This window comes from Vibrio sp. M260112, from assembly GCF_036533775.1.
In the GTDB taxonomy this organism is placed as follows: Bacteria; Pseudomonadota; Gammaproteobacteria; order Enterobacterales; family Vibrionaceae; genus Vibrio.
On the sequence record NZ_JATABH010000001.1, the window covers coordinates 58,617 to 79,899 of the forward strand.

General features: G+C 42.6%; 18 protein-coding genes, 1 riboswitch and 1 other annotated feature. Of the genes, 4 read left to right on the forward strand and 14 right to left on the reverse strand.

The window, feature by feature from the left end; all coding sequences use genetic code 11:
- Positions 1-97: 97 nt before the first annotated feature.
- From QTN95_RS00250 to QTN95_RS00305, 12 genes are all read right to left on the reverse strand, one after another.
- Positions 98-778: a hypothetical protein gene (locus QTN95_RS00250; RefSeq protein ID WP_331415897.1), complete on the reverse strand. Its 681-nt coding sequence runs from the start codon at positions 776-778 to the stop codon at positions 98-100.
- A 147-nt stretch (positions 779-925) separates the two neighbouring features.
- The gene (locus tag QTN95_RS00255; RefSeq protein ID WP_331415898.1) at positions 926-1,174 is read right to left on the reverse strand and encodes a hypothetical protein; all 249 of its coding nucleotides are present in this window, start codon (positions 1,172-1,174) and stop codon (positions 926-928) included.
- The gene (locus tag QTN95_RS00260) at positions 1,128-2,201 is read right to left on the reverse strand and encodes a plasmid recombination protein (protein WP_331415899.1); all 1,074 of its coding nucleotides are present in this window, start codon (positions 2,199-2,201) and stop codon (positions 1,128-1,130) included. The genes QTN95_RS00255 and QTN95_RS00260 overlap by 47 nt, the downstream gene beginning before the upstream one ends.
- Positions 2,202-3,291: 1,090 nt before the next feature.
- Positions 3,292-4,920: a hypothetical protein gene (locus QTN95_RS00265; RefSeq protein ID WP_331415900.1), complete on the reverse strand. Its 1,629-nt coding sequence runs from the start codon at positions 4,918-4,920 to the stop codon at positions 3,292-3,294.
- 190 nt (positions 4,921-5,110) lie between these two features.
- Positions 5,111-6,568: an integrase family protein gene (locus QTN95_RS00270; protein WP_331415901.1), complete on the reverse strand. Its 1,458-nt coding sequence runs from the start codon at positions 6,566-6,568 to the stop codon at positions 5,111-5,113.
- Between the two features lie 206 nt (positions 6,569-6,774).
- A complete protein-coding gene (hisA, locus tag QTN95_RS00275; protein ID WP_331415902.1) occupies positions 6,775-7,512 on the reverse strand; it encodes a 1-(5-phosphoribosyl)-5-[(5-phosphoribosylamino)methylideneamino]imidazole-4-carboxamide isomerase in 738 nt (245 codons plus the stop codon).
- Between the two features lie 27 nt (positions 7,513-7,539).
- Positions 7,540-8,154: an imidazole glycerol phosphate synthase subunit HisH gene (gene hisH / locus QTN95_RS00280; protein ID WP_331415903.1), complete on the reverse strand. Its 615-nt coding sequence runs from the start codon at positions 8,152-8,154 to the stop codon at positions 7,540-7,542.
- Positions 8,155-8,164: 10 nt separating this feature from the next.
- Positions 8,165-9,238, reverse strand: a complete 1,074-nt coding sequence (hisB, locus tag QTN95_RS00285; protein WP_138970311.1) for a bifunctional histidinol-phosphatase/imidazoleglycerol-phosphate dehydratase HisB — start codon at positions 9,236-9,238, stop codon at positions 8,165-8,167.
- Positions 9,239-9,296: 58 nt separating this feature from the next.
- On the reverse strand, positions 9,297-10,337 hold the full coding sequence (hisC, locus tag QTN95_RS00290; protein ID WP_331415904.1) for a histidinol-phosphate transaminase: 1,041 nt from the start codon (positions 10,335-10,337) through the stop codon (positions 9,297-9,299).
- 10 nt (positions 10,338-10,347) lie between these two features.
- Positions 10,348-11,640: a histidinol dehydrogenase gene (gene hisD / locus QTN95_RS00295; RefSeq protein WP_331415905.1), complete on the reverse strand. Its 1,293-nt coding sequence runs from the start codon at positions 11,638-11,640 to the stop codon at positions 10,348-10,350.
- A gap of 5 nt (positions 11,641-11,645) precedes the next feature.
- Positions 11,646-12,542 carry an ATP phosphoribosyltransferase gene (gene hisG, locus QTN95_RS00300; RefSeq protein ID WP_138970308.1) on the reverse strand — a complete coding sequence of 299 codons (897 nt, stop codon included), beginning with the start codon at positions 12,540-12,542 and terminating at the stop codon, positions 11,646-11,648.
- A gap of 53 nt (positions 12,543-12,595) precedes the next feature.
- Positions 12,596-12,732, reverse strand: a sequence feature (His leader region).
- Between the two features lie 176 nt (positions 12,733-12,908).
- Positions 12,909-14,510, reverse strand: coding sequence for a Na+/H+ antiporter NhaC family protein (locus QTN95_RS00305; protein WP_331415906.1), 1,602 nt, complete (start codon positions 14,508-14,510; stop codon positions 12,909-12,911).
- 113 nt (positions 14,511-14,623) lie between these two features.
- A riboswitch (Lysine riboswitch) is annotated at positions 14,624-14,805 on the reverse strand.
- Positions 14,806-15,370: 565 nt separating this feature from the next.
- Between QTN95_RS00305 and QTN95_RS00310 the strand changes: the two genes are divergently transcribed.
- Positions 15,371-15,778, forward strand: coding sequence for an H-NS family histone-like protein (locus QTN95_RS00310; protein ID WP_331415907.1), 408 nt, complete (start codon positions 15,371-15,373; stop codon positions 15,776-15,778).
- Positions 15,779-15,879: 101 nt separating this feature from the next.
- On the opposite strand, the gene QTN95_RS00315 is transcribed toward QTN95_RS00310, so the two are convergent.
- Together QTN95_RS00315 and QTN95_RS00320 are read right to left on the reverse strand one after the other, a co-directional pair.
- The gene (locus QTN95_RS00315) at positions 15,880-17,184 is read right to left on the reverse strand and encodes an inosine/guanosine kinase (RefSeq protein ID WP_331415908.1); all 1,305 of its coding nucleotides are present in this window, start codon (positions 17,182-17,184) and stop codon (positions 15,880-15,882) included.
- 260 nt (positions 17,185-17,444) lie between these two features.
- Positions 17,445-17,714, reverse strand: a complete 270-nt coding sequence (locus tag QTN95_RS00320; protein ID WP_331415909.1) for a hypothetical protein — start codon at positions 17,712-17,714, stop codon at positions 17,445-17,447.
- Positions 17,715-17,909: 195 nt separating this feature from the next.
- Here QTN95_RS00320 and mnmA point away from each other — a divergent pair, with 195 nt between their 5' ends.
- The 3 genes from mnmA (at position 17,910) to purB (ending at position 21,211) form a co-directional block, all read left to right on the forward strand.
- Positions 17,910-19,046, forward strand: a complete 1,137-nt coding sequence (gene mnmA / locus QTN95_RS00325) for a tRNA 2-thiouridine(34) synthase MnmA (RefSeq protein ID WP_331415910.1) — start codon at positions 17,910-17,912, stop codon at positions 19,044-19,046.
- A 28-nt stretch (positions 19,047-19,074) separates the two neighbouring features.
- Positions 19,075-19,695 (forward strand): high frequency lysogenization protein HflD, encoded by a 621-nt coding sequence (gene hflD, locus QTN95_RS00330; RefSeq protein ID WP_138970302.1) that lies wholly within the window; start codon positions 19,075-19,077, stop codon positions 19,693-19,695.
- Between the two features lie 145 nt (positions 19,696-19,840).
- Positions 19,841-21,211 carry an adenylosuccinate lyase gene (gene purB, locus QTN95_RS00335; protein WP_331415911.1) on the forward strand — a complete coding sequence of 457 codons (1,371 nt, stop codon included), beginning with the start codon at positions 19,841-19,843 and terminating at the stop codon, positions 21,209-21,211.
- Positions 21,212-21,283: the final 72 nt, after the last annotated feature.

Genomic DNA, 21,283 nt, shown 5'->3' on the forward strand with positions numbered 1-21,283 from the left:
TTTTCTAAAAATCATGCAGCATAACGTAAATCTGACATCCCAAATCGAGGACGAAACTTTCTGCCCAGAAACTTTCACTTTAGATACTTATGAGTTGCTATCCATCGCCATTAAGAGGATGATTGGCAAGCTGTTTATTAGTCGGAACTAACTTGTCAAAGTACGCTTTAGCAAAACCATCTAAAGTACTACCGCACTTCAATAAAAAAGGTTCTATATCCTCTAGTTCCCATCCGTCATAACCTAGATAAAACAGCTCATGTTCGATCACACCACTGAAGTAATCGTCAGGTAGGGTCAAATCATTAAAAGACGGAGCTTCACAGTATCTTAATGACAATTCATACATTTGCTTTATCATCCACATTATTGCCTCTTTAATCAGTGCATCTTTATCGTGGAGGTCTTTTTTCATACTTGCTCTAAGCATATCAATGGCATCTATTTGAAGCTCATTCACTTCCTTTTTAAGCTCTTCGATTTCATCAAGATTAGAAAACCAACTCACACAATCTTGACGAAGAACTTGGTCTAAGCCTTTAAGGCTTAATCCTAATTTGCTTTGCGCATGCTCTAGAGCCCCTAAAATCAGGGTATCGAAAAGAAAATTAGGGGATTTCAACTGGCAACTTTTCACATCATCAAAATAATTATCATTGCTTTTGATCTGTCGAAAGATTGCGTTTTTTTCGTTCCTCATCAGGTCAATGAGATAAGTTGAGTTTTCTTTAAAGAAGTCACTCATTACAGACTTTTCATCAACATTTTGGTGGTACATTATTAGCCTTTATTTATTGTAATTATGATTAACAAGGAGAAATATCCCTTGAGCTGAGAAGAACAATACCAGCACATTTCACTAGATTCCATTCGTTATAATGGATATTTATGCAAGATACCGACAAAACCCAGCAAATTTATTTTTTTACACCCCCAGATTAGACTCTAAAGCTTCCTTATCATCATGACGAACAGGGTATTTTTCGTTCAACAGATTAATAAACTGTTGCAAGTCAGTCATAATTTCGGTCTCCGTATCTCTTCCCTTCGATGCTTGGATCGCAACATGATTGGTTATTGCCCAAATCCTTCGAACATAATCTCTGTCATGAACAGGAGTGAGAAGTTTAAGGGTGGCAAGTATATTGTTGATCTCTAAAATATTTTTTTTCATAATCATTACTCGTTTTTAATTTTAATTGTTGAATAAACTGATCTTTCATTTCTAGTTTATAAGCCATTGCGGCAAATTTTCTCTGATAGCTTATATTTTGACACGCGAGAGATTTAACCTCTTGATTTATAAAGGCCATACGCTCACCTTGCTCCGCAATTTTACTCAAACTATCATCGCGTTGAGCTTGCAATTTCCTTAACCGCTTTCTCAAGTATCGATTTTTCTCTTCGTATTTTTTACTAAAGAAAGATGTATCGTTGATCGATGTTAGTTCTTTTTCTTTCAACCCAATTGCACGTTCATTAATAGAGAGCCTAACTTCTTTTTTGTCTAAGAGGCGTTGACGCTTGTTCGCATCCTTTCGCTGCTGTAAAAGCGCCTGAGCTTGTTTTTGCTGGGCCTTCCACTCTTTTCGCGTCAAACGTTGAACTCGTGGCCCAAGGCGCGTCATCCCAAGCTTCACTCCGACCTCTTCGTAATATTCATCTTGAAACTTTCTCATCGCTTCTTTGTATACGTGAGCCTTTTGGGAGTAACCACCTTTACACTCATTCCTAGCTCTGATTCCGTCATGGATCTGAGACATGGAAAAAACGCCATCAACAACGCTTGGAAGACTGTAATAGTGAAGGTGAGGGTTGGTTTCATCGAGATGAAGAATGACTGACATTAAGTTTTTTCCATATTTTTTTTGGAGAAACTCAATGGATCGCTTGATAAATGCCTTGAAGTCAACACTTGATTCTGATTCAACGCTAATTACACCGCCTAGCAGCATAGGAGCGTCTTTTCGTATCTTTCGCCCAAGTTTGTCTCGTGCTAACAGACTTCTATTAAGCGCTACTTGAGGAAGAGTACGAGGATCTACACCAAACAAGATTTGGGGTGGTTGCGGATGCTCAACATGAGGGCAATAACCTTCTTCTCGCATCGCTTCGTTAACGACACTTTGCATTGATGGTTTACCTTTTTTAGTTGAAACATTAGCGTAACTTTCAACATGCAAAAACTGATAGCCAGACATAATCACTAAAATCCACTTTATATGATTATAACACGCTGATATTTAACAAAATAGTTTACAAATTATTTATTTTTTATTATAAATTTAAAATTTCTTATAAAGCATTGAAAATGCGAGATAAAAATTTGTCAGGGGCTCTAGGGGATGAAGTCCCCAGCCGACGGCTTATTTTCAACGAGGTACGAGTAGAAGATAAGCATAGTCGGTTACTATGCTTACCGTAAGTAAATTGACAAATATTTATTACTAATTATATTAAATTAAAACATAAGGTTAGGATAAGTTTTACTTGACAAGCACTTTTGAAATGAGCCATTATATTAATGTAATATCTCCAAGAAGAAATAACTCGAACTGTAGAAGAGCCTATTTTTCAAACAATCCGTCCCAATTTAAGCATAAATATCAAGCCAACCACCACACAAGAAACACATCGTTAACTTCAGCTTGCTCGGCAAGCTGGTAAGCATTCATTTTTTACAAAAATGAATGCTTATGGGTACTTAAACTTTTATTTTCCCTAAAACACTTAATATCTATTGTTTAGTATAGACTCACCTCTTCTGTAACCGATAAAATCCATTTTGAAAACACAAATTATTAGAATAAAAAGGTTTCACATGAACTCAGATAAAACAGTTACAGACAGCAAAACGCGCACAGCGAGACAGTGGTTAGCTCTACCAACAAAGGATAAGCGGTATCCCAAAAGGGGAGCTATAGGTATTAAGGGTAAGAGAGGTATTTACTTTCATATGTCTCAAACCAAGCCAGTTCGCAGCGAAGCAACGCATCACCCTTTTTTCGACGTTCTGCCAGTCCCAGAGCAATATAAAAACTTAAACTATTACTATTTTGATGAGTGCGAAGTTAAACGCACTCCGCAGCAATGGCTAAAGCATGGTCGAGTCGTTAAACCAGGCTCAGTACCATGTAGTGGTATAAGATCAGGATTCAACCCCAAAACACGACAGCACATAGAAATGAGCTACTTTCTAATGTCTGATACGCGGAAAATGTTCTGTAATGGGCTTTAAACACGAACGCTCCCAAAAGTTGGGAGCGTTTCTATGAATATCGAATAATAATATCAGGTGGAAATGTCATCCAGACTCTTTAAACCGTACCATTCACACCGCCAATCGCCTGATTTCACATAGAAAGGAACTACTTTATAATCTTTTTCAGGAGTGGGGAGATAGCTACGCTCTTTTAAATTCTCGATAACTGCGGCTAAACTACTCCCCCCCTTAATCAAGCCCAATAAATGACCAACCTTTATAACTGGCACTTCCATATCTTGAATCCTATCGGAGCCAATCCAGTTAAAAGAACCAACTATAGAGCAATGACGATAGTCATTAGAAATCTTTAACGTGTTCTGATACAGATTTAGATCATGTGATTGCAATAGAGAGGAAATAATCTTTGCTTGCCCTATTCCTTTTTTTATTTCTTGAGATCTTTGATTTACTTCACGAATTTCCGCTGGTTCAATAAACCACTTTAACTCAACAGTTAAAACCACTTTATTTATGTCATCAATTATAGCCAAATCTAAGTCAGTACCCGAAACTTTACCTGATTCGCAACGATAGCCTAATGCAGATAACTCCTTTTCAAGATCATCGTACAAAAGACTTTCTTTTTCATCGACTAAAGATGCATAGATCGCCTTATCAGCAGCTATCTGATTCAATAGCGCGCAAGCATTTCGCTCAGCATCTGAGTTAATAAATAAAAATGGTGATATTGCATAATTCCCATCCTCACAATCAAACAATGGTTGTGTTGCAGCATCAGGATAGTTAATCCCCATAGAACCAAAAGTTAGATATTCTAAAACAGCTAACACCCTAGTACGTTCGTACCCAGTCACTTCAACTAGAATTCTAACAAATTCGTTTTTAGAAATAACCCAAACTCTTTGTGCATAACCAGCGTTAGGCAAGTCATCTGAGCTTACTGTAGTAGCTGCATATCGTGCGTAGCATAAACCTGAAATCGCCACAAATATTTTGCGAAACTCGCCTAAAGTAAAACGAGAAAACGCCCATGAGTCAGGTAAATGGTATCTAACCTTTTGGGATTTTTCGAAAATACCGACAACTGATTTTGATAGCGGTTCATTCCATGAGATTGCGAACTTATTATCAAAACAAAATGTGTGATCCTTCACTGTGTCGAGAATTGCTGCGGTATCAACATTAGAGCGTTCATTAGTTCCAGTTTTATGAACAAATCTATTATATGCTTCATATGGAACTCCATTAGACCAATCTTTATCGGTTTTTAACTCGCAACCAGCCACTTCGATCGATAGTTCTTTTCGATGAGCAAGGGGGAATATAGAGCAGAACTGATTGTAATCATAAGACTTGCCATACCACTCATGAGCAGCATTGGCATTGTCTTGAGAGAATGATGTAGTCAGAGCATATTTTCTTCGTTTACACTTATTGAAACACACTCTCAACGGGTGAGTAATGAAGTTAATCATATTATCGACACCCGCAGCCTTATCGTGAGTTGAGCCATCCGAAACAGATAGCTCATAATACTTATACTCTAGGTAGGACAACAGTTCCCAGATCGCCTGTGAGTACGGTATAGAAGTGAGGTCATTACTCTCAAATGCCGCATCAATTTCTTGCTCTATTTCTTTAATATTCAAATTATTGCCCTTTGCCTGTCGAATGACTTCCACAAAATTACGCACCTAGATGCTCATTGGCATAATGCAACCTTTGATCGTTTACTACCAGCTTAATCAAAGGGATAGTGACAATATTGAGAGCTCAGACCGCTCAATGAAACAAAGCGCCCAAATAAGCTAATTTCGAGTAACTTTGTTAGGGTGAAGTCATGCCAACTGAATTTGACTGGATGAATACTCTTAACAAATCAGCTTAACGCATTTGATCAAACTTTCTTCCAAGACTCATCCAGTGTTCCAGAACCTCACTAACAAGTTGAAATTCATTGCTTTCATCTTTTACTTCAGCTCGTGCAGCTTCAATAAATTTCACATTAATATCAACATCTTGAAACTCTATCAGTTCATCCATCTTTGCATAATACAGGATGAAATCAGCAACTCTTTGGCTCTGTCGCCTTAAGTGTTCTCTATTAGCAAATATGTACCCTCCTTGCGTTGTATAGTGCTTTTGCGTATGGAACACTAAACGTTTAATTGTGACTTCATGGACACCAATAAATTCAGCATAAGTCTGGAAGGTTTTACGAAATATCCCACATGTATAGCGCTTCCCTGTTTGCGCTGTCACCTCTAGCAAGTCAACATAGTCTGTCGGGTTCTGCTTAAAGTGATTCGTTAATGTCACATTTGGAAAGACGAAGTCACTCTCAAACCCATAGCCCTTTAAGCTTTCTAGTGTTTTAATTGCTTCTTTGTTCAACGGAGCACGATATTGAATTTCAGCGTTTTTAAGGCCTGTAGCTGCTTCTTCGTCATTCCATGTTACATCTCTCAGGCTTTCTGAAACTTGGCTCCATGTGATTTTACAGACTTCTTCAGGACGCCAGCCAGTGAATAATAAGAATCTGAAGAAATGACTAGCTACAACGGCATTATGGGAGTCTTTATGGACAAATTTCTTCTCTCCTCTATAACTTTTCATGTCATCAATAGCACGAAGGACACTTGGTAAATCATCAGTGTCAATACATTCTGTTTTACGTCTTGACTGCCCTCCGTTGACAAACCAAGCATCGGTATCATCTAAGACTGTTACAGGATTCTTTTTAAATATGCTGAGCTCTTCATCATTAAGAAAGTGCTTTGCACCGTGTCTATAGAGTGCTTTCACTCTCTGGAATGTTTTGTCAGCCATGTAATCGGTGTGCTTTATCCTAACGGCTTTGTGTTCTTCAATGACATCATCACGTCGAATATCTAATGCATTGCGTTCTCTGAACTTAACACTCAATCTTTCAAAATCTTTGGTGTATTCGGAAATAGTGTCTTCGTGTAGCTCTTTATTCTCAAGATAATGTTCATGCAACTCCCTCAAACTTATTGAAGTTATCGCTCTCTTAATATACTCAACTGGATGCTTACCCTGATTCATCAAATCATGGTACCTCTCGGCTTCACGGCGAGCATTAAATAGTGAAATCTTCGAAGCATTTCCGATAGTAAAAAATTGAGACTGTTTTTTAGTGCCCTTCACTCTGCCATTCACGACATACACAACGCTACCGCCAGTGTTATGCCTTAACATAAGGCCATTGGCACGTTTATCAGTATCTTTGTATATCTTTTGACCGCCATCAGGCTTGGTTATAGAAAGGTTTTCAATAAATGACTTCGAAAATTTATGTGGGATTTGTGAATTTTTATACACGAAGAGACCTGCTTGTTTGCATCACACCTGCATCAAGCATACAAATTTTACATCAGATTTGCATCAATTTTTATAACTAGCTGCTAATATTAAAAAGAAAAAATATTAGCAGCCATAGATATATATCTTTAAATTACAATTAGTTATAAATAAACATCAACATTAAATTAGTTGTTACTTATATTTCAACTTCATTGGACAAAGGATTATTCGCTTTGCCAACATGCAAATGCCTCCTTTGCAGTAAACTTACCATCAAGCAGTGCTCGACCAACAATCACGCCTGCCACACCGCTGCCTTTCAGAGCTTCGATATCTGCCAGAGAACCAATACCACCGGATGACTGGAACTGAACTTGAGGGTACTGCTTACACAGATCAACGTAGAGTTCTACATTTGAACCTTCTAACGTACCATCACGCGAGATATCGGTACAAAGAACGTGTTTTAGCCCAACGGTTAGATAGTCATCGATAAGCGCCTCAATCGTTACACCAGAGTCTTCTTGCCAGCCAGAAATCGCGACCTTACGGACACCTTGTTCGTCAATATTGATGTCGAGTGCTAGAACAATTTTCTCCGCACCGTACTTTTCCATCCAACCCTTTACCAGTTCAGGCTGCTTAACCGCGGTTGAACCGACTACAACGCGTTGTGCGCCCGCTTCTAGCAGATCAACCACATCCTGCTCACTGCGCACGCCACCGCCAATCTGAATGCTAGCTGGCGTACTAGCCAGTAATTTGGCAATCAAATCCAGTTGGCGTGCTGTTGTATCTTTCGCACCAGTCAAGTCAACAAGGTGAAGCCAATCCGCGCCTGCCTTGTGATAGAGGTTGAACTGTTCGGCCGGATCGACTTTGTATTCTGTTACTTGGCCGTAATCCCCTTGATATAAGCGAACTACCTGCCCTTCAATTAAATCTAATGCTGGAATAATCACTAAACTATTTCCCTTTGATTCTTTAAATTACAGCTCTAAAAAGTTCTGAATAAGCTTCGAACCGGCTTTAGATGAGCGCTCTGGGTGGAACTGGACACCATAGTAATTGCCACTTTGAACCGCAGCGGTAAACGGATTACCGTAATCGCATTGTGCGATGGTGTATTCACCAACAGGCATGGCGAAACTATGGACGAAGTAAAAGTATTCCCCCTCTTCGATACCTCTAAATAGAGGGTGATCGGGTTTGGCTTTCACCGTATTCCAGCCCATATGAGGCAGTGGCAGATCACCAGTGTCCATCAGTCGGACTTCTCCTTGACAAAGGCCAAGACACTCAACGATTTCGTCTGCTTTTTGGCCTTTTTCTTGCGAAAACTTACCTAAAAGCTGCATCCCTAAGCAAATTCCGAGCAGAGGCCTTTCTACCTGTTTAACCAGCTCAATTAGGTTGCGCTCCTCAAGGTTTTTCATTGCTTCGCTCGCCGTGCCTACTCCTGGCAGAAACAGCTTATCTGCGGCCAAAACAACTTGAGGATCTTTCGATATGCTCACTTGGTAGCCGAGACGTTCAATGGCAAATCTCACTGAAGAAACATTGGCACAACCGGTATCAATAATGACAACTTTCTGATCTGTCATAACTCTATCCTTACAATACGCCTTTGCTGCTTGGTAACTCTGTGCCTTCTACCTTAATCGCTTGACGAAGCGTGCGACCAAAGGCTTTAAACAGACTCTCAATGATGTGGTGGTCGTTGTCACCAGCTGATGAAAGGTGCAAAGTACAAGCTAATGTGTCAGTCAATGAACGGAAGAAGTGAACGACCATCTCTGTCGATAAGTCACCAACCTGTTCACGGCTAAACTGGGCATCAAATTTAAGATATGGACGACCCGATAGGTCCAGAGCACATTGAGCTAAACATTCGTCCATTGGTAAACTAAAGCCAAAACGGCCAATACCACGTTTATCACCCAGAGCATCTTTCAACGCCTGTCCTAAAGCTAAAGCGGTATCTTCAATGGTGTGGTGATCATCAATATGCAGATCGCCTTCAACCTGACAATTCATTTGGAAACCGCCGTGTGTAGCGATTTGATCCAGCATATGGTCGAAGAAACCTAATCCGGTAGAGATCTGGTTTCCACCTTGCTCATCCAGATTTACTTTGACCTTGATATCTGTTTCCTTCGTCGTACGAACCACTTCTGCGACACGAGCTTTTACCGTCAAGTCCTTGAGGATCTGCTTCCAGCCCATCGTTTCCGGGTTGTATTGAATACCACGAATCGCCATGTTTTCAGCCAATTGCAAGTCTGTGTGACGATCACCAATAACAACGGAGTTCTGGAAATCAACCTTACCGCCCTGCAAATACTCTTTAACCATGCCTAGCTTAGGCTTACGACATGAACAGTTGTCTTCTTCGAAGTGAGGGCAGATAAGAACGTCGTCAAACTTGACGCCTTGCGACTCGAAAATGTCCATCATCATATTGTGCGGTGCATCGAAATCTTGTTGCGGATAGCTGTCCGTCCCTAGCCCGTCTTGGTTAGTCACCATAACTAAGCGATAGCCTGCTTCTTGTAGCGACAGCAGACTAGGAATAACAAATGGTTCAAGCTTCAATTTGTCTAAACGATCCACTTGGAAATCAACCGGCGGCTCAACAATTAAGGTGCCATCACGATCAATAAAAAGGATTTTTTGCTGTTTACTCACGGGAACTTCCTTATTTCAAAATGGTTGGCAGCCGCAATCAGCCGCTGCCAATGATGCTTTAGTTATAATAATTTCTGATAAATCCGAGTGTCTTTTCACACTCATCACGGCTACCGATGCTGATTCGGACACAATTTTCAATTGGCGAATTACGTAAAATAATGCCTCGGTCCCAAGCGGCTTTAAATAGCGCATCACCATCAGGGAATTTCACTAATAAGTAGTTACCCCAACCTTCGAATATTTCAAGACCATGGATCATCGATAAACCAACCTGCAAGTAGGCGCGATTGGCATTGAGGTCCAATACCTGAAACTTAGCGCGTGCTAGGCCAGCTTCGGACAGAGCCTGAGTGGCGATTTCCGCGACAGGAATTGGCACTGGATAAGGCGCGATGACCTTGAGTAACACATTAATTAGTTCTTCGTTAGCGAGTGTAAAACCACAGCGAAGCCCTGCTAAGGCAAACGCTTTAGACAAAGTGCGTAAAATCGCCAAGTTCGGGTATTGCTCTAGCAGTCCGACGGTGGATGCCTCTGGACAAAAATCAATGTAGGCTTCATCCATAACCACGATGGCTTTGTCTTTCGTCATTTCAAGTAAAGTGATGATATCTTCACGCTTGACTAGGTTGCCAGTCGGGTTATTCGGGCTACATACAAACACCAGCTTTACGTTTTCAAGGTTTTGTTCGATACCTTGTAAATCAAGCTGCCAATCCTGTGTCAGTGGAACTGTTTTGCGCTCAACACCGATAGTTTCAGCACTGATTGAATACATGCCATAGGTTGGAGGGCAATAGAGGATCGCATCCTCGCCCGGTTCACAAAACGCTCTAACGAGCAATTCGATACCTTCATCGGCACCACGCGACGTGAGTGTTTGCTCTGGTTTCACACCTGCGTATGCGGCATAAGCTGCGATCAGTTCTTTTGGCTGGCATTCGCTGTACCGGTTTAGGCGAGCGAAATCCGTTTTGTATTCATTATTAAACGGTGACTCATTGGCATTCAGCCATACATCCCCTGTCCCGCCAATGCGACGCGCAGAGAGATAAGGAGTGAGTTGTTGAATCTGTTTACGTGCTAGCTTTTCCATTGTCTCTACCTTACGCCTTTGCCAATTTTTCTACGCGAATTGTCACCGCTCTTTTGTGAGCATCTAGCCCTTCGGCTTCGGCCATAGTCACGACGGTTGGAGCAAGATTGATTAATCCTTCAGCAGACAGCTCTTGCACTGTCATGCGCTTAGAAAAGTCCGCCAAGCCGAGACTAGAATAAGTACGTGTGTAACCGTAAGTCGGTAATACGTGGTTAGTACCAGAGGCATAATCGCCCGCCGATTCTGGTGACCAATTACCCAAGAAAATAGAGCCTGCATTGTCAAGTAATGGCAGCAATTCTCTCGGCTGTTTGGTTTGTACTATTAAGTGCTCTGGACCGTAGTAGTTTGAAATCGATACCGCCTGAGTAATCGAGTCCGCGATAATAACCAAGCTTGAAGCCAAGGCTTTTTCTGCAATATCGGCACGTGACAACTGCTTCAACTGACGTTGTACAGCATCGATGACTTGATCGGCGATAATAGGTGATGGTGTCACAAGAACCACCTGAGAGTCTGGACCGTGTTCAGCCTGACTGAGCAGATCGGCGGCGATAAATTCTGGCTCAGCCGTGTCATCTGCAATGACAAGTACTTCTGATGGTCCAGCAGGCATATCAATCGCAGCGCCACGGAAGTCGTTGCTCACCTGACGCTTCGCTTCCGTCACGTAAGCATTACCTGGGCCAAAAATCTTGTCTACTTTAGACACAGATTCGGTACCGTAAGCCATCGCAGCGATGGCTTGGCCACCACCAACGTTATACACCTCATCAATACCACACAGTCTTGCGACATAGAGGATCTCATCCGCAATTGGCGGCGGTGAACATAACACCACTTTTCGACAACCTGCGATCTTTGAAGGAACGCCAAGCATTAATACCGTAGAAGGGAGTGGCGCACTTCCACCTGGGATGTATAAGCCGACCTTCTGGATTGGACGAGTGACTTGTTCACACAACACACCAGGTTGAGTTTCAACTTTAATTGGTTGCGGCTTTTGCGCTTTGTGGAACTTGGCAATATTAGAATAAGCTTGATTCAGAGCTTGCTTCATCGCATCCGTTAGACGATCACACGCTGCTTCAATTTCTTGCTCAGACACACGAATAGACTCGGGCTTAACGCCATCAAATTTTTCGGTCAGTTCGACCAAGGCTGCGTCACCACCTGTGCGAACCTTTGCAATCACATCAGAGACGGCGGCAGTAATGTTTGCACCTTCAGTAATCGCTGGACGCTCTAAAATCGAGTCCTGCTGAGATTCACTTAGCGATTGCCAGACAACTGTTCTCATGGTTGTTACCCCATCATTTTTTCGATTGGAAGGACAAGGATTGAGCTCGCACCCAGCTCTTTTAGCTGTTCCATTGTTTCCCAGAACAAGTTCTCTGTACTCACAAGGTGAACGGCAACTTTGTTTATCTCGCTTGATAGTGGTAGAACTGTTGGATCTTCCGCACCTGGAAGTAGCGCTTTGATTTTATCGAGTTTGTCTGTCGGCGCGTGCAGCATGATGTACTTAGACTCTTTTGCCTGTTGAACACCCTGCATACGAGTGAGCAGCTTTTCAATAAGCGCCTGCTTTTCAGCATCAAACTCACCAACACGTTGGATAAGCGTCGCTTTAGATTTGAAAATAATTTCTGCTTCTTTGAGACCATTGGCTTCCAACGTCGCGCCTGTCGATACCAAGTCGGCAATCGCGTCAGCCAAACCCGCTCGTGGCGCTACCTCAACAGAGCCAGTCAGCATACACGTTGAAAAAGGCACGCCCTGCTCGTCCATGTAGGCTTTAAGCAATTGTGGGTATGTGGTCGCGATACGTTTGCCCGCTAAATCTTGTGGACCGTTGTACTGAGCATCTTTGTCGATGGCGATAGATAGGCGGCAACCACCAAAGTCTAAGCGACGCAGTTGGACGAAGTCACATGGTTCACCCAGCGCTTTACGGTCAAGACGCACTTCTTCCAGTTCGTTTTCACCGATAAAACCAAGATCAACCACACCGTCCATAATAAGGCCAGGAATGTCATCGTCACGAACAAGCAACAGGTCAATCGGCATATTTAGTGAGTGAACCACAAGACGCTCACCCATGATATTGAATTTAACGCCGCACGTTTTTAGTAGAGTCTGACACTCTTTACTTAGGCGACCTTTCTTTTGGATTGCGATTCTTAGGCGTTGTGTTTGCATGACATTTTCCCTGTGCAAATATTTGAAATCGATAAACTTTTCAAGACTGTAAAACTGAAAAACCCTCGGAAGAGTTGGTCTCCCGAGGGTTCTAAATCTTGTAGTTTGCGATATTAGCCTCCGGGAGTTTCCTGTCTCCCGGGTATGCGTGCATCTCCCGAAAGACTAGACTGGGTGATGGTGATGATGAATATTCATGACTAAATTACGCATACTTAATAAGCTCTTCTGTTTCGCTTTGTTGTTATCCACACTAACTAAGCTATCAACATTTTTCAACCATTTATTTAAACTTTTTTCATTTTGTCATATACAAATAAAAAGGGAGCCGAAGCTCCCTTTAAATTTTTCGTTCAAATGATGTGGTTATGCGTTGTGGCAATTTGCCATTTTCGATTTAGACAATACCGAAAGAAGCACACAAATCGCGGCGAAAGCAATCGAAGAAACCGCAAATGAAAGTCCAATTGAAGCAGTCATACCTAAGGTAACAAAGCCAATACACGAGACCGCCGCCACCGCCAGTGCATAAGGTAGCTGAGTGGATACGTGATCGATATGGTTACAACGCGCACCTGTAGACGACAGAATTGTGGTATCAGAGATTGGAGAACAGTGGTCACCGAATACCGAACCAGCAAGTACTGCACTTAGCATTGGCAGCATCAGCGCCAGATCCGTTGCACCAGCCATATCACCCGCAATTGGAAGCATGATACCGAACGTACCCCATGAGGTACCTGTCGAGAATGCCATTAAGCCAGATAGCAGGAACAAGATCACTGGTAACCAATGTGGGTTGATATTGCCTTGTGCAAGAGTCGAAAGGTACTTACCCGTGTTCATATCACCAATAACAGAGCCAATCGTCCACGCAAACACTAGAATAAGGATTGCACCAAACATTGATTTCGCACCAATCCAAAGCGTACGTGAGATTTCGCCCATCGCAATGCCCTGCTTAACCACTGTGAATAGTGCAAACGCAAGCCCGACTAAACCACCGTAGATAAGAGAGGTACCGACATCGGTATTCTCAAACGCACCCAGCAGATTAAATTCGACACCATCAGCAGCCAACGCTTGGCCACCGGTGTAAAGCATAGAAGCAACAGTTGCGATGATCAGGAATACAATTGGCAGGATCAAATCTGATACTTTACCGCCTTCGCTCTCGCGGATATCCAGCTCTTCATTCAACTCATGCGCTTCTTGGCTATCTTCAGCTTGTTCTGCGCTAAACCCATGTCCACGCGATGCTGCAATCTCATGCTCACGCATTTTACCAATGTCTAAGCCAAACCAAGCTACCGCAAACACCATTAGCAGTGCAAAAATCGCGTAGAAGTTCATTGGAATCAGACGTACATACGCACCAAGCGCAGAGTATTCAGTGATGCCATGAGAAACAAGAATGCCACCGATGATCGTCATGATGTAGGCACCCCAGCTCGAAGCTGGCATAATCACACACATAGGTGCTGCGGTTGAATCGAGGATATATGCCAGTTTCGCACGTGATACGTAAAAACGATCCGTCACAGGACGAGAGATGGCACCTACCGCCAAGCTGTTAAAGTAATCATCAACAAAAATGAAAACGCCTAAAAAAGCAGCCAGTAATTTTGAGCCACGTTTACTCTTAACACGTGTTTGTGCCCACTCAGCAAAAGCACTAGTTCCGCCGGAAAGCGTCAGCAATGCAGTCATCATACCCAACAGGATAAGGAAACCAACAATGCTCATATTCCAAACGTTTAAGCCGCCATCTTCAACAAAAACACTAGATACCGTTGAACCGACGTAACCCAGCGTATTTGATGCAGAATAGTCATTTAGTAAGATAGCGCCAAGTAAGATACCGACACCGAGTGATACCAAAACGCGGCGCGTTACGATAGCAAGACTCAAAGCCACTAATGGTGGCAAGAGAGAAATAGGAGATGATGCAAAATCAATTAAATTCATGATCTTCAAAAACCAGTAATAAATGGTTAGAGATCTACTGCAGACTAATTGAAGGAAATCATTTCCTAACAATTAAGTGAAATTAGCGACGAGCAAGCGAATGCTTAACCCAGCCCTACAGTAGCGCTCCATAGTTTTACAAATTATAGACTATGGCAGTGTTACCCCTTTCGGGTGCAACCCCAGCAAGCATCGTTGATATGAATACTCACTTCGGCGAAATAACCTTTCCTGTTTGTTCATTGGCATCACCCCAACAAACATTACTGATTTATTCCGCGCCTCTACCGCGATGTGTAAAATATTAAACTACCGAAAAGTCAATTTAACAATAATTTAACCCGACAATCGCATTAGGTTCCAGCCATTGTACTTAACCTGAGAGTCGATTCAACATATTATTCGATTTTATTGTTAATTTGTCCCATTCGAAGCGACTGACTAAGATTCCATGACGGATGAATAGTCATCCGGTTTAATAGTCACTACTATTTAGCCAGTAATAATAGATACGCAGGGAAAACAAGCTGACCCTATATGGTCTTTATTGACTCTGGTTAACATACCCACATTAACAACGTATATATATGTCTAAAGGTTAAAACAGTAACAACCCTACAATTAATAGGATTGATATATAGCTCTTCCCATATTGATATGAAACTATAATAACAGTAACTCTATCGTAATTTAATTAATCAGATTTACGACTCTATTGCGCTCTTCGCTTTTTAATTCATTGAGACAGCAACACCGAAACATCCGCTGTTTTTTATATTTTTTATTGCAGAAGATTGTATTATTTAAATTTGAAGTTTATGATTCATTCATCGACAACTTATATACGAAGAGACGAATTAATGTCGGAACTAACTAAAACACTATTAAACATCCGTAGCCTACGTGCTTTCGCACGTGAACTAACACTAGAGCAACTTGAAGAAGCGCTAGATAAATTAACGACTGTTGTTAGCGAACGTAAAGAAACAGAAGAAGCTGAACGTGCACAAGCTGCTGAACAAGAAGCGAAGCTAGCCGCAATTGCGGAGCAAATTGCAAGCGACGGTATCGACGTTGAAGCATTAATTTCTGCACTTACCGGTGAAACTAAAGGCAAAGCGAAATCTAAGCGCGCTCCTCGTCCTGCAAAATATAAGTTCACTGACAGCACAGGCCAAGAGAAAACATGGACAGGTCAAGGCCGTACGCCTTCTGCAATTCAAGAGCTATTAGACGCTGGTAAATCTCTAGACGATTTCCTAATCTAATCGGTCAACGTTTGTTACAAGCAATTAAAAAAAGCGCCCATTGGGCGCTTTTTTATCGCTAACAAACCTCACTCGAGTGAGGTTTGTTATTTATTCGTTGATTAACGTTCCCAATACGCTTCTTCCAAGCTATCTTCACGCTCAGGTAAACCACGAGACAAACGCGGTGAATGCTGAACTAAAACTTCATAACTCGCTCGGTTAGAATACTTACAAACTTGTGAGAAAGAGGAGTAAGTCAAATATGAATACGCATGTTTACTTGAGTTAGGCACGTTTTTTTTGTGGTACTTATTTGCCGCCATATCATGCAACAACGCCGATAGTGCTGCATCCCCCGCTCCGTTGGTATTTTTGATTTTTTCCGGACCACCCATATATGGCGAAATATGAGAGTAAACTCTAATTGGATTCTCACATAAGTCTTTTGAAGCTGGTCGGCTAAATTCATAACGGTTGAATTCTGCAATACTACCAGGAAGAAGAGGCAAAGACGTTTCACGTTTAGCTGAATCCTCAGTGTAACCAGCCATAAATAGACCAACAGGACCCGCAGTACATAATACTAAATCAACCCATTCCAGAGTTTTATCTGACGCCGCTAGAGGATCAGACTCACCCGTTAACGCTTCTGCTTCATCTTCATTCATTGCAACGACACTAACGTGATCACGTAAGAAATCCTGCCAGAATTGAGGATCGTCTTGAATCACAAACTTAGTTCCAAGTGTCAGTACGACCGGCACTTCATATTTCTTAGCGTATTCAATCGCTCTCATCGTCGCTTCAGGCATCGGATCGCCCTCTTTACAACGAACTAAATAAGCGGTGAGTACAAGAGCCGAAGCATTTTTAAAGATTTTTTCTGGAATACTATCAGGATGAAGTTGGTTCATCTGACCTTCACTAATAGCAAAAGTACGTTCACCATCTTCAGTAATAAGAGCAAAACAGCGGCCAATTGCACCATCAACACCTTGCAGATAGTTAAGATCCATACGGCTAGACGTATTACACAAATAACGGTAACCATAGCTACCAATTTTAATATCCTGGATCATTACACCAAGCAGTGTTGAACGATCATCCGCTAAGACTGAGTAATTATGAAGCGTATTACCGATGGTACCACCAGCGTATTCATTGGTGATAAGTTGGCTTTCTTTCAACTCGTTATATAAAGCTTCAGCTGTCTCATCATCAATAACCAGTGAGTGTCCCTTACTCAGCTTATATTTATCAATCAACTCGCTGTTTACTTTCGCTTCAATATCTACCAAGGTTTGATCGATACCAATAATGTGCGTACGCGACATTTTTTTGCTTTCTTGTGATTGAGTCACAAGCGGATCGCGAGCGTGAACAGGAAAGTAATGCTTCGATTTGCGTTGACCAGGAAATTTCATATTGATGATTCTGAATAAGGGATGAAAGGATGCCGGATTCTACCTCGCCCTTTTTAGCGCGGCAACTAGAGGAATTATAGCAAACGTTTGCAATCGTAATTAAATCTGAGGCGATTTAGTACGTATTAAATAAGAAGGGATTTTCATCAACAAAGTGGCTGATTGTTGCTACTTCGAGCACATTCGCTCTCCGTTCCCAAACAGAATGTCAGATCTCACATTCAATTTCACTGAGACCTGATCAAATGTGATATGACGGATTACTCGCCTTCTATAAAGCTTAGATCCGGTAAACTTGCTAGATTTTCAGAGTAACGCTTTAGGTTGAACTCACCGTCGTTTTTCATGACATCATAAATCTCAATAGCCACGGCACAAGCCATCATGGCAATGGCGTCTTCACGGGAGGTGCCTGTCATCATCAAACGCATCAAAGTCTCTTTGACTTTAATTGGGTTTCCATCCTCTAGCTGATTTTCAATCACCTCAATCAATTGTTGCTCTTCGATGATTTGGTTCTGGTCGCTCATTTCAGTTGCTCTGTGGAACTTGAATTTGTGCAACTATGCCATATATAGATTCTCTATACTCAATTATTCTCAGGTTTCTGTCAGTGATTGAGGGGAAATTGACCAAAATCGAAGTGTGAGTTCGATCTCGGATCTGTCCCCTTGCTATGCTTTCTGATAAAATCTGCCTCCAGTTTATTTAAGTGGTGTTTAGTAATGTCTGACAACTGTACTGATAACAGTCAAAAGAAAGTCATCGTTGGCATGTCCGGCGGTGTGGATTCATCCGTTTCTGCTTATCTTCTCAAGCAACAGGGCTATCAAGTTGAAGGCCTATTCATGAAAAACTGGGAAGAGGATGACAATGAAGAGTACTGTACAGCAGCTGAAGACCTTGCAGACGCGCAAGCAGTGTGCGACAAACTAGGCATCCACCTACACACCATTAACTTTGCAGCGGAATACTGGGACAACGTGTTTGAGTATTTCCTTGCTGAATACAAAGCAGGCCGCACGCCAAACCCAGATATCTTGTGTAATAAAGAGATCAAATTCAAAGCATTCCTCGAGTTTGCTGATGAAGTTCTTGATGCTGATTACATCGCTATGGGTCATTACGTTCGCCGTACGTTCCCGACTGCTGAAGAGCTTGCAGCAGGTGAAAAACCTAAAATGCTGCGCGGCCTAGACAGCAACAAAGATCAAAGTTACTTCCTCTATACTCTAAGCAGCGATCAAGTGGCACGCAGCCTATTCCCTGTTGGTGAGTTAGAAAAGCCTGAAGTTCGCCGTATTGCAGAAGAACAAGATCTGATCACCGCGAAGAAAAAAGATTCCACGGGTATCTGCTTTATTGGTGAACGTAAGTTTACCGATTTCCTAGGTCGTTACTTACCTGCTCAACCAGGCGATATAGAAACACCTGAAGGTAAAGTGATTGGCAAGCACAATGGCCTGATGTATCACACTCTTGGCCAGCGTAAAGGTCTGCACATTGGTGGTCAGAAAGGCGGCGGCGGTAATGAAGACCCATGGTTCGTTGGCAAAAAAGATCTCAAACGCAACGTTCTTATCGCGGTGCAGGGTAAAGATCACCCAATGTTGAAGTCTCAAGGACTTATCGCTTCCCAATTGCACTGGGTTGATCGTGAAGCGATTAAAGAACCGTTACAATGCACTGTGAAAACTCGCTACCGTCAAACAGATATCCCATGTACTATCATCCCTATCGATGATGAGAACATCAAAGTCATCTTCGACGAGCCGCAAATTGCGGTGACACCGGGACAATCTGCTGTTTTCTATCAAGGTGAAGTCTGCTTAGGTGGCGGCATCATCGAAGAGCGAATTTAATTTATCTTAATCATTGGAGTAGAATTACGTGGCTAACACACTTTATGACCGCACTATCGCATTTGCTGGAATCTGCCAAGCTGTTGCTTTGGTACAACAAGTCGCTAAAAACGGTCACTGTGACTCTGACGCGTTTGAAACTTCATTAAAAGCGATCTTAAACACTAACCCTGCAAATACGGTCAGTGTTTATGGTCGTGAAGTCGATTTGAAGCTGGGGCTAGAATGTTTGGTCAAAGGAATCGATAGCACCCCTTCTGGCAGTGAGATTACCCGTTACATCATTAGTTTGATGGCATTAGAGCGCAAGCTTCAAAGCCGTAACGATGCGATGTCACAGCTCGGCGACCGTATCCAAATGCTCGAACGCCAACTCGATCACTTTGATTTACTCGACGAACAGATGCTGAGTAACCTTGCCAGCGTCTATCTTGATGTCATTAGCCCAGTGGGGCCTCGCATTCAAGTAACGGGGACACCTTCTGTGCTGCAACAGACTACAAATCAACATAAAGTTCGAGCTCTGCTGTTGTCTGGCATTCGCAGCGCGGTACTATGGCGACAAGTGGGCGGTAAGCGTCGTCACCTCATCTTTGGACGAAAAAAGATGGTAGAACAAGCACAGATCCTACTTGCTAGAATGTCATAATTAATTCCCAGCTCGTGCCTTAGCGCGAGCTGTTTCTTTATACCAAAACAAATCCCGCGCAAACGTTTGCGCAATATTCGTGACAAATCACTAAGATGCTGGTATAAAGCTCACAAAATTTCGAAACTCAATTCAGGAGAACATCATGGAACTGTCAGCATTGACTGCTGTTTCACCAGTAGACGGTCGTTACGGAAGTAAAACTATTGCACTTCGCAGCATCTTTAGTGAGTTTGGTCTACTAAAGTACCGCTCTATCGTTGAAATCCGCTGGTTACAAAAGCTAGCAGCTACAGATGCCATCGCAGAAGTCCCTGCATTCAGTGCAGAAGCCAATCAGTTCCTAGATGACCTAGCCGCAAATTTCTCTGAAGAAGATGCCGCTCGTATCAAAGAGATCGAACGCACAACAAACCATGACGTTAAAGCGGTTGAATACTTTCTGAAAGAGAAAGTTGCTGGTGTTCCTGAGCTACACGCAGTAAATGAGTTCATTCACTTCGCATGTACATCAGAAGATATCAACAACACCTCTCACGCTCTAATGCTGAAAGAAGCTCGCGACGAAGTTATTCTTCCTGAAATCAAAAACATCATCGACGCGATTAAAGCTCTTGCTGTTGAATACCGTGATATTCCACTACTGTCACGTACACACGGCCAGCCAGCTTCTCCATCAACCATGGGTAAAGAGATGGCAAACGTTGCGTACCGTATGGAACGTCAATACAAGCAGATCGCTAACGTTGAAATCCTAGCAAAAATCAACGGTGCTGTCGGCAACTACAACGCTCACCTATCCGCTTACCCTGAGCTAGATTGGCACACGTTCTCCGAAGAGTTCATCACCGAGTCGCTGGGTGTGACTTGGAACCCTTACACAACTCAGATCGAGCCACACGACTACATCGCTGAATTGTTTGATGCGGTTGCGCGTTTTAACACCATCCTAATCGACTTCGATCGTGACGTATGGGGCTACATCGCACTCGGTCACTTCAAACAAAAAACCGTTGCTGGTGAGATTGGTTCGTCAACGATGCCACACAAAGTTAACCCAATTGACTTTGAAAACTCTGAAGGCAACCTAGGTCTAGCGAATGCTGTATTCGGTCACCTAGCGCAAAAACTGCCTATCTCTCGCTGGCAGCGTGACCTAACGGACTCAACAGTACTACGTAACCTAGGTGTTGGTGTTGGCTATGCAATCATCGCTTACACTTCTACTCTAAAAGGCATCAGCAAACTCGAAGTTAACCGTGAAGCACTACTAGCAGAACTGGACAAGAACTGGGAAGTTCTAGCTGAGCCTGTACAAACTGTGATGCGTCGCTACGGTATCGAAAAACCATACGAGAAGCTCAAAGAGTTAACTCGTGGTAAACGTGTAGACGGTGAAGCAATGCGTCGCTTTATCGACGGTCTTGAACTTCCTGAGCACGAGAAAGCACGTCTTAAAGAGATGACGCCAGCAAACTACATCGGTCAAGCGGTTGAGCTGACAGACAAGCTGTAAGAAGCGAGTAGCGAGTAGCGAGTAGCGAGTAGCGAGTAGCGAGTAGCGAGTAGCGAGTAGCGAGTAGTGTGA

Coding starts and splice junctions, on each gene's coding strand:
- QTN95_RS00250 (WP_331415897.1), bottom strand. CDS start 778: ATGTACCACCAAAATGTTGATGAAAAGTCTGTAATGAGTGACTTCTTT.
- QTN95_RS00255 (WP_331415898.1), bottom strand. CDS start 1,174: ATGAAAAAAAATATTTTAGAGATCAACAATATACTTGCCACCCTTAAA.
- QTN95_RS00260 (WP_331415899.1), bottom strand. CDS start 2,201: ATGTCTGGCTATCAGTTTTTGCATGTTGAAAGTTACGCTAATGTTTCA.
- hisH (WP_331415903.1), bottom strand. CDS start 8,154: ATGACAGATCAGAAAGTTGTCATTATTGATACCGGTTGTGCCAATGTT.
- hisC (WP_331415904.1), bottom strand. CDS start 10,337: ATGGAAAAGCTAGCACGTAAACAGATTCAACAACTCACTCCTTATCTC.
- hisD (WP_331415905.1), bottom strand. CDS start 11,640: ATGAGAACAGTTGTCTGGCAATCGCTAAGTGAATCTCAGCAGGACTCG.
- hisG (WP_138970308.1), bottom strand. CDS start 12,542: ATGCAAACACAACGCCTAAGAATCGCAATCCAAAAGAAAGGTCGCCTA.
- QTN95_RS00305 (WP_331415906.1), bottom strand. CDS start 14,510: ATGAATTTAATTGATTTTGCATCATCTCCTATTTCTCTCTTGCCACCA.
- QTN95_RS00310 (WP_331415907.1), top strand. CDS start 15,371: ATGTCGGAACTAACTAAAACACTATTAAACATCCGTAGCCTACGTGCT.
- QTN95_RS00315 (WP_331415908.1), bottom strand. CDS start 17,184: ATGAAATTTCCTGGTCAACGCAAATCGAAGCATTACTTTCCTGTTCAC.
- QTN95_RS00320 (WP_331415909.1), bottom strand. CDS start 17,714: ATGAGCGACCAGAACCAAATCATCGAAGAGCAACAATTGATTGAGGTG.
- mnmA (WP_331415910.1), top strand. CDS start 17,910: ATGTCTGACAACTGTACTGATAACAGTCAAAAGAAAGTCATCGTTGGC.
- purB (WP_331415911.1), top strand. CDS start 19,841: ATGGAACTGTCAGCATTGACTGCTGTTTCACCAGTAGACGGTCGTTAC.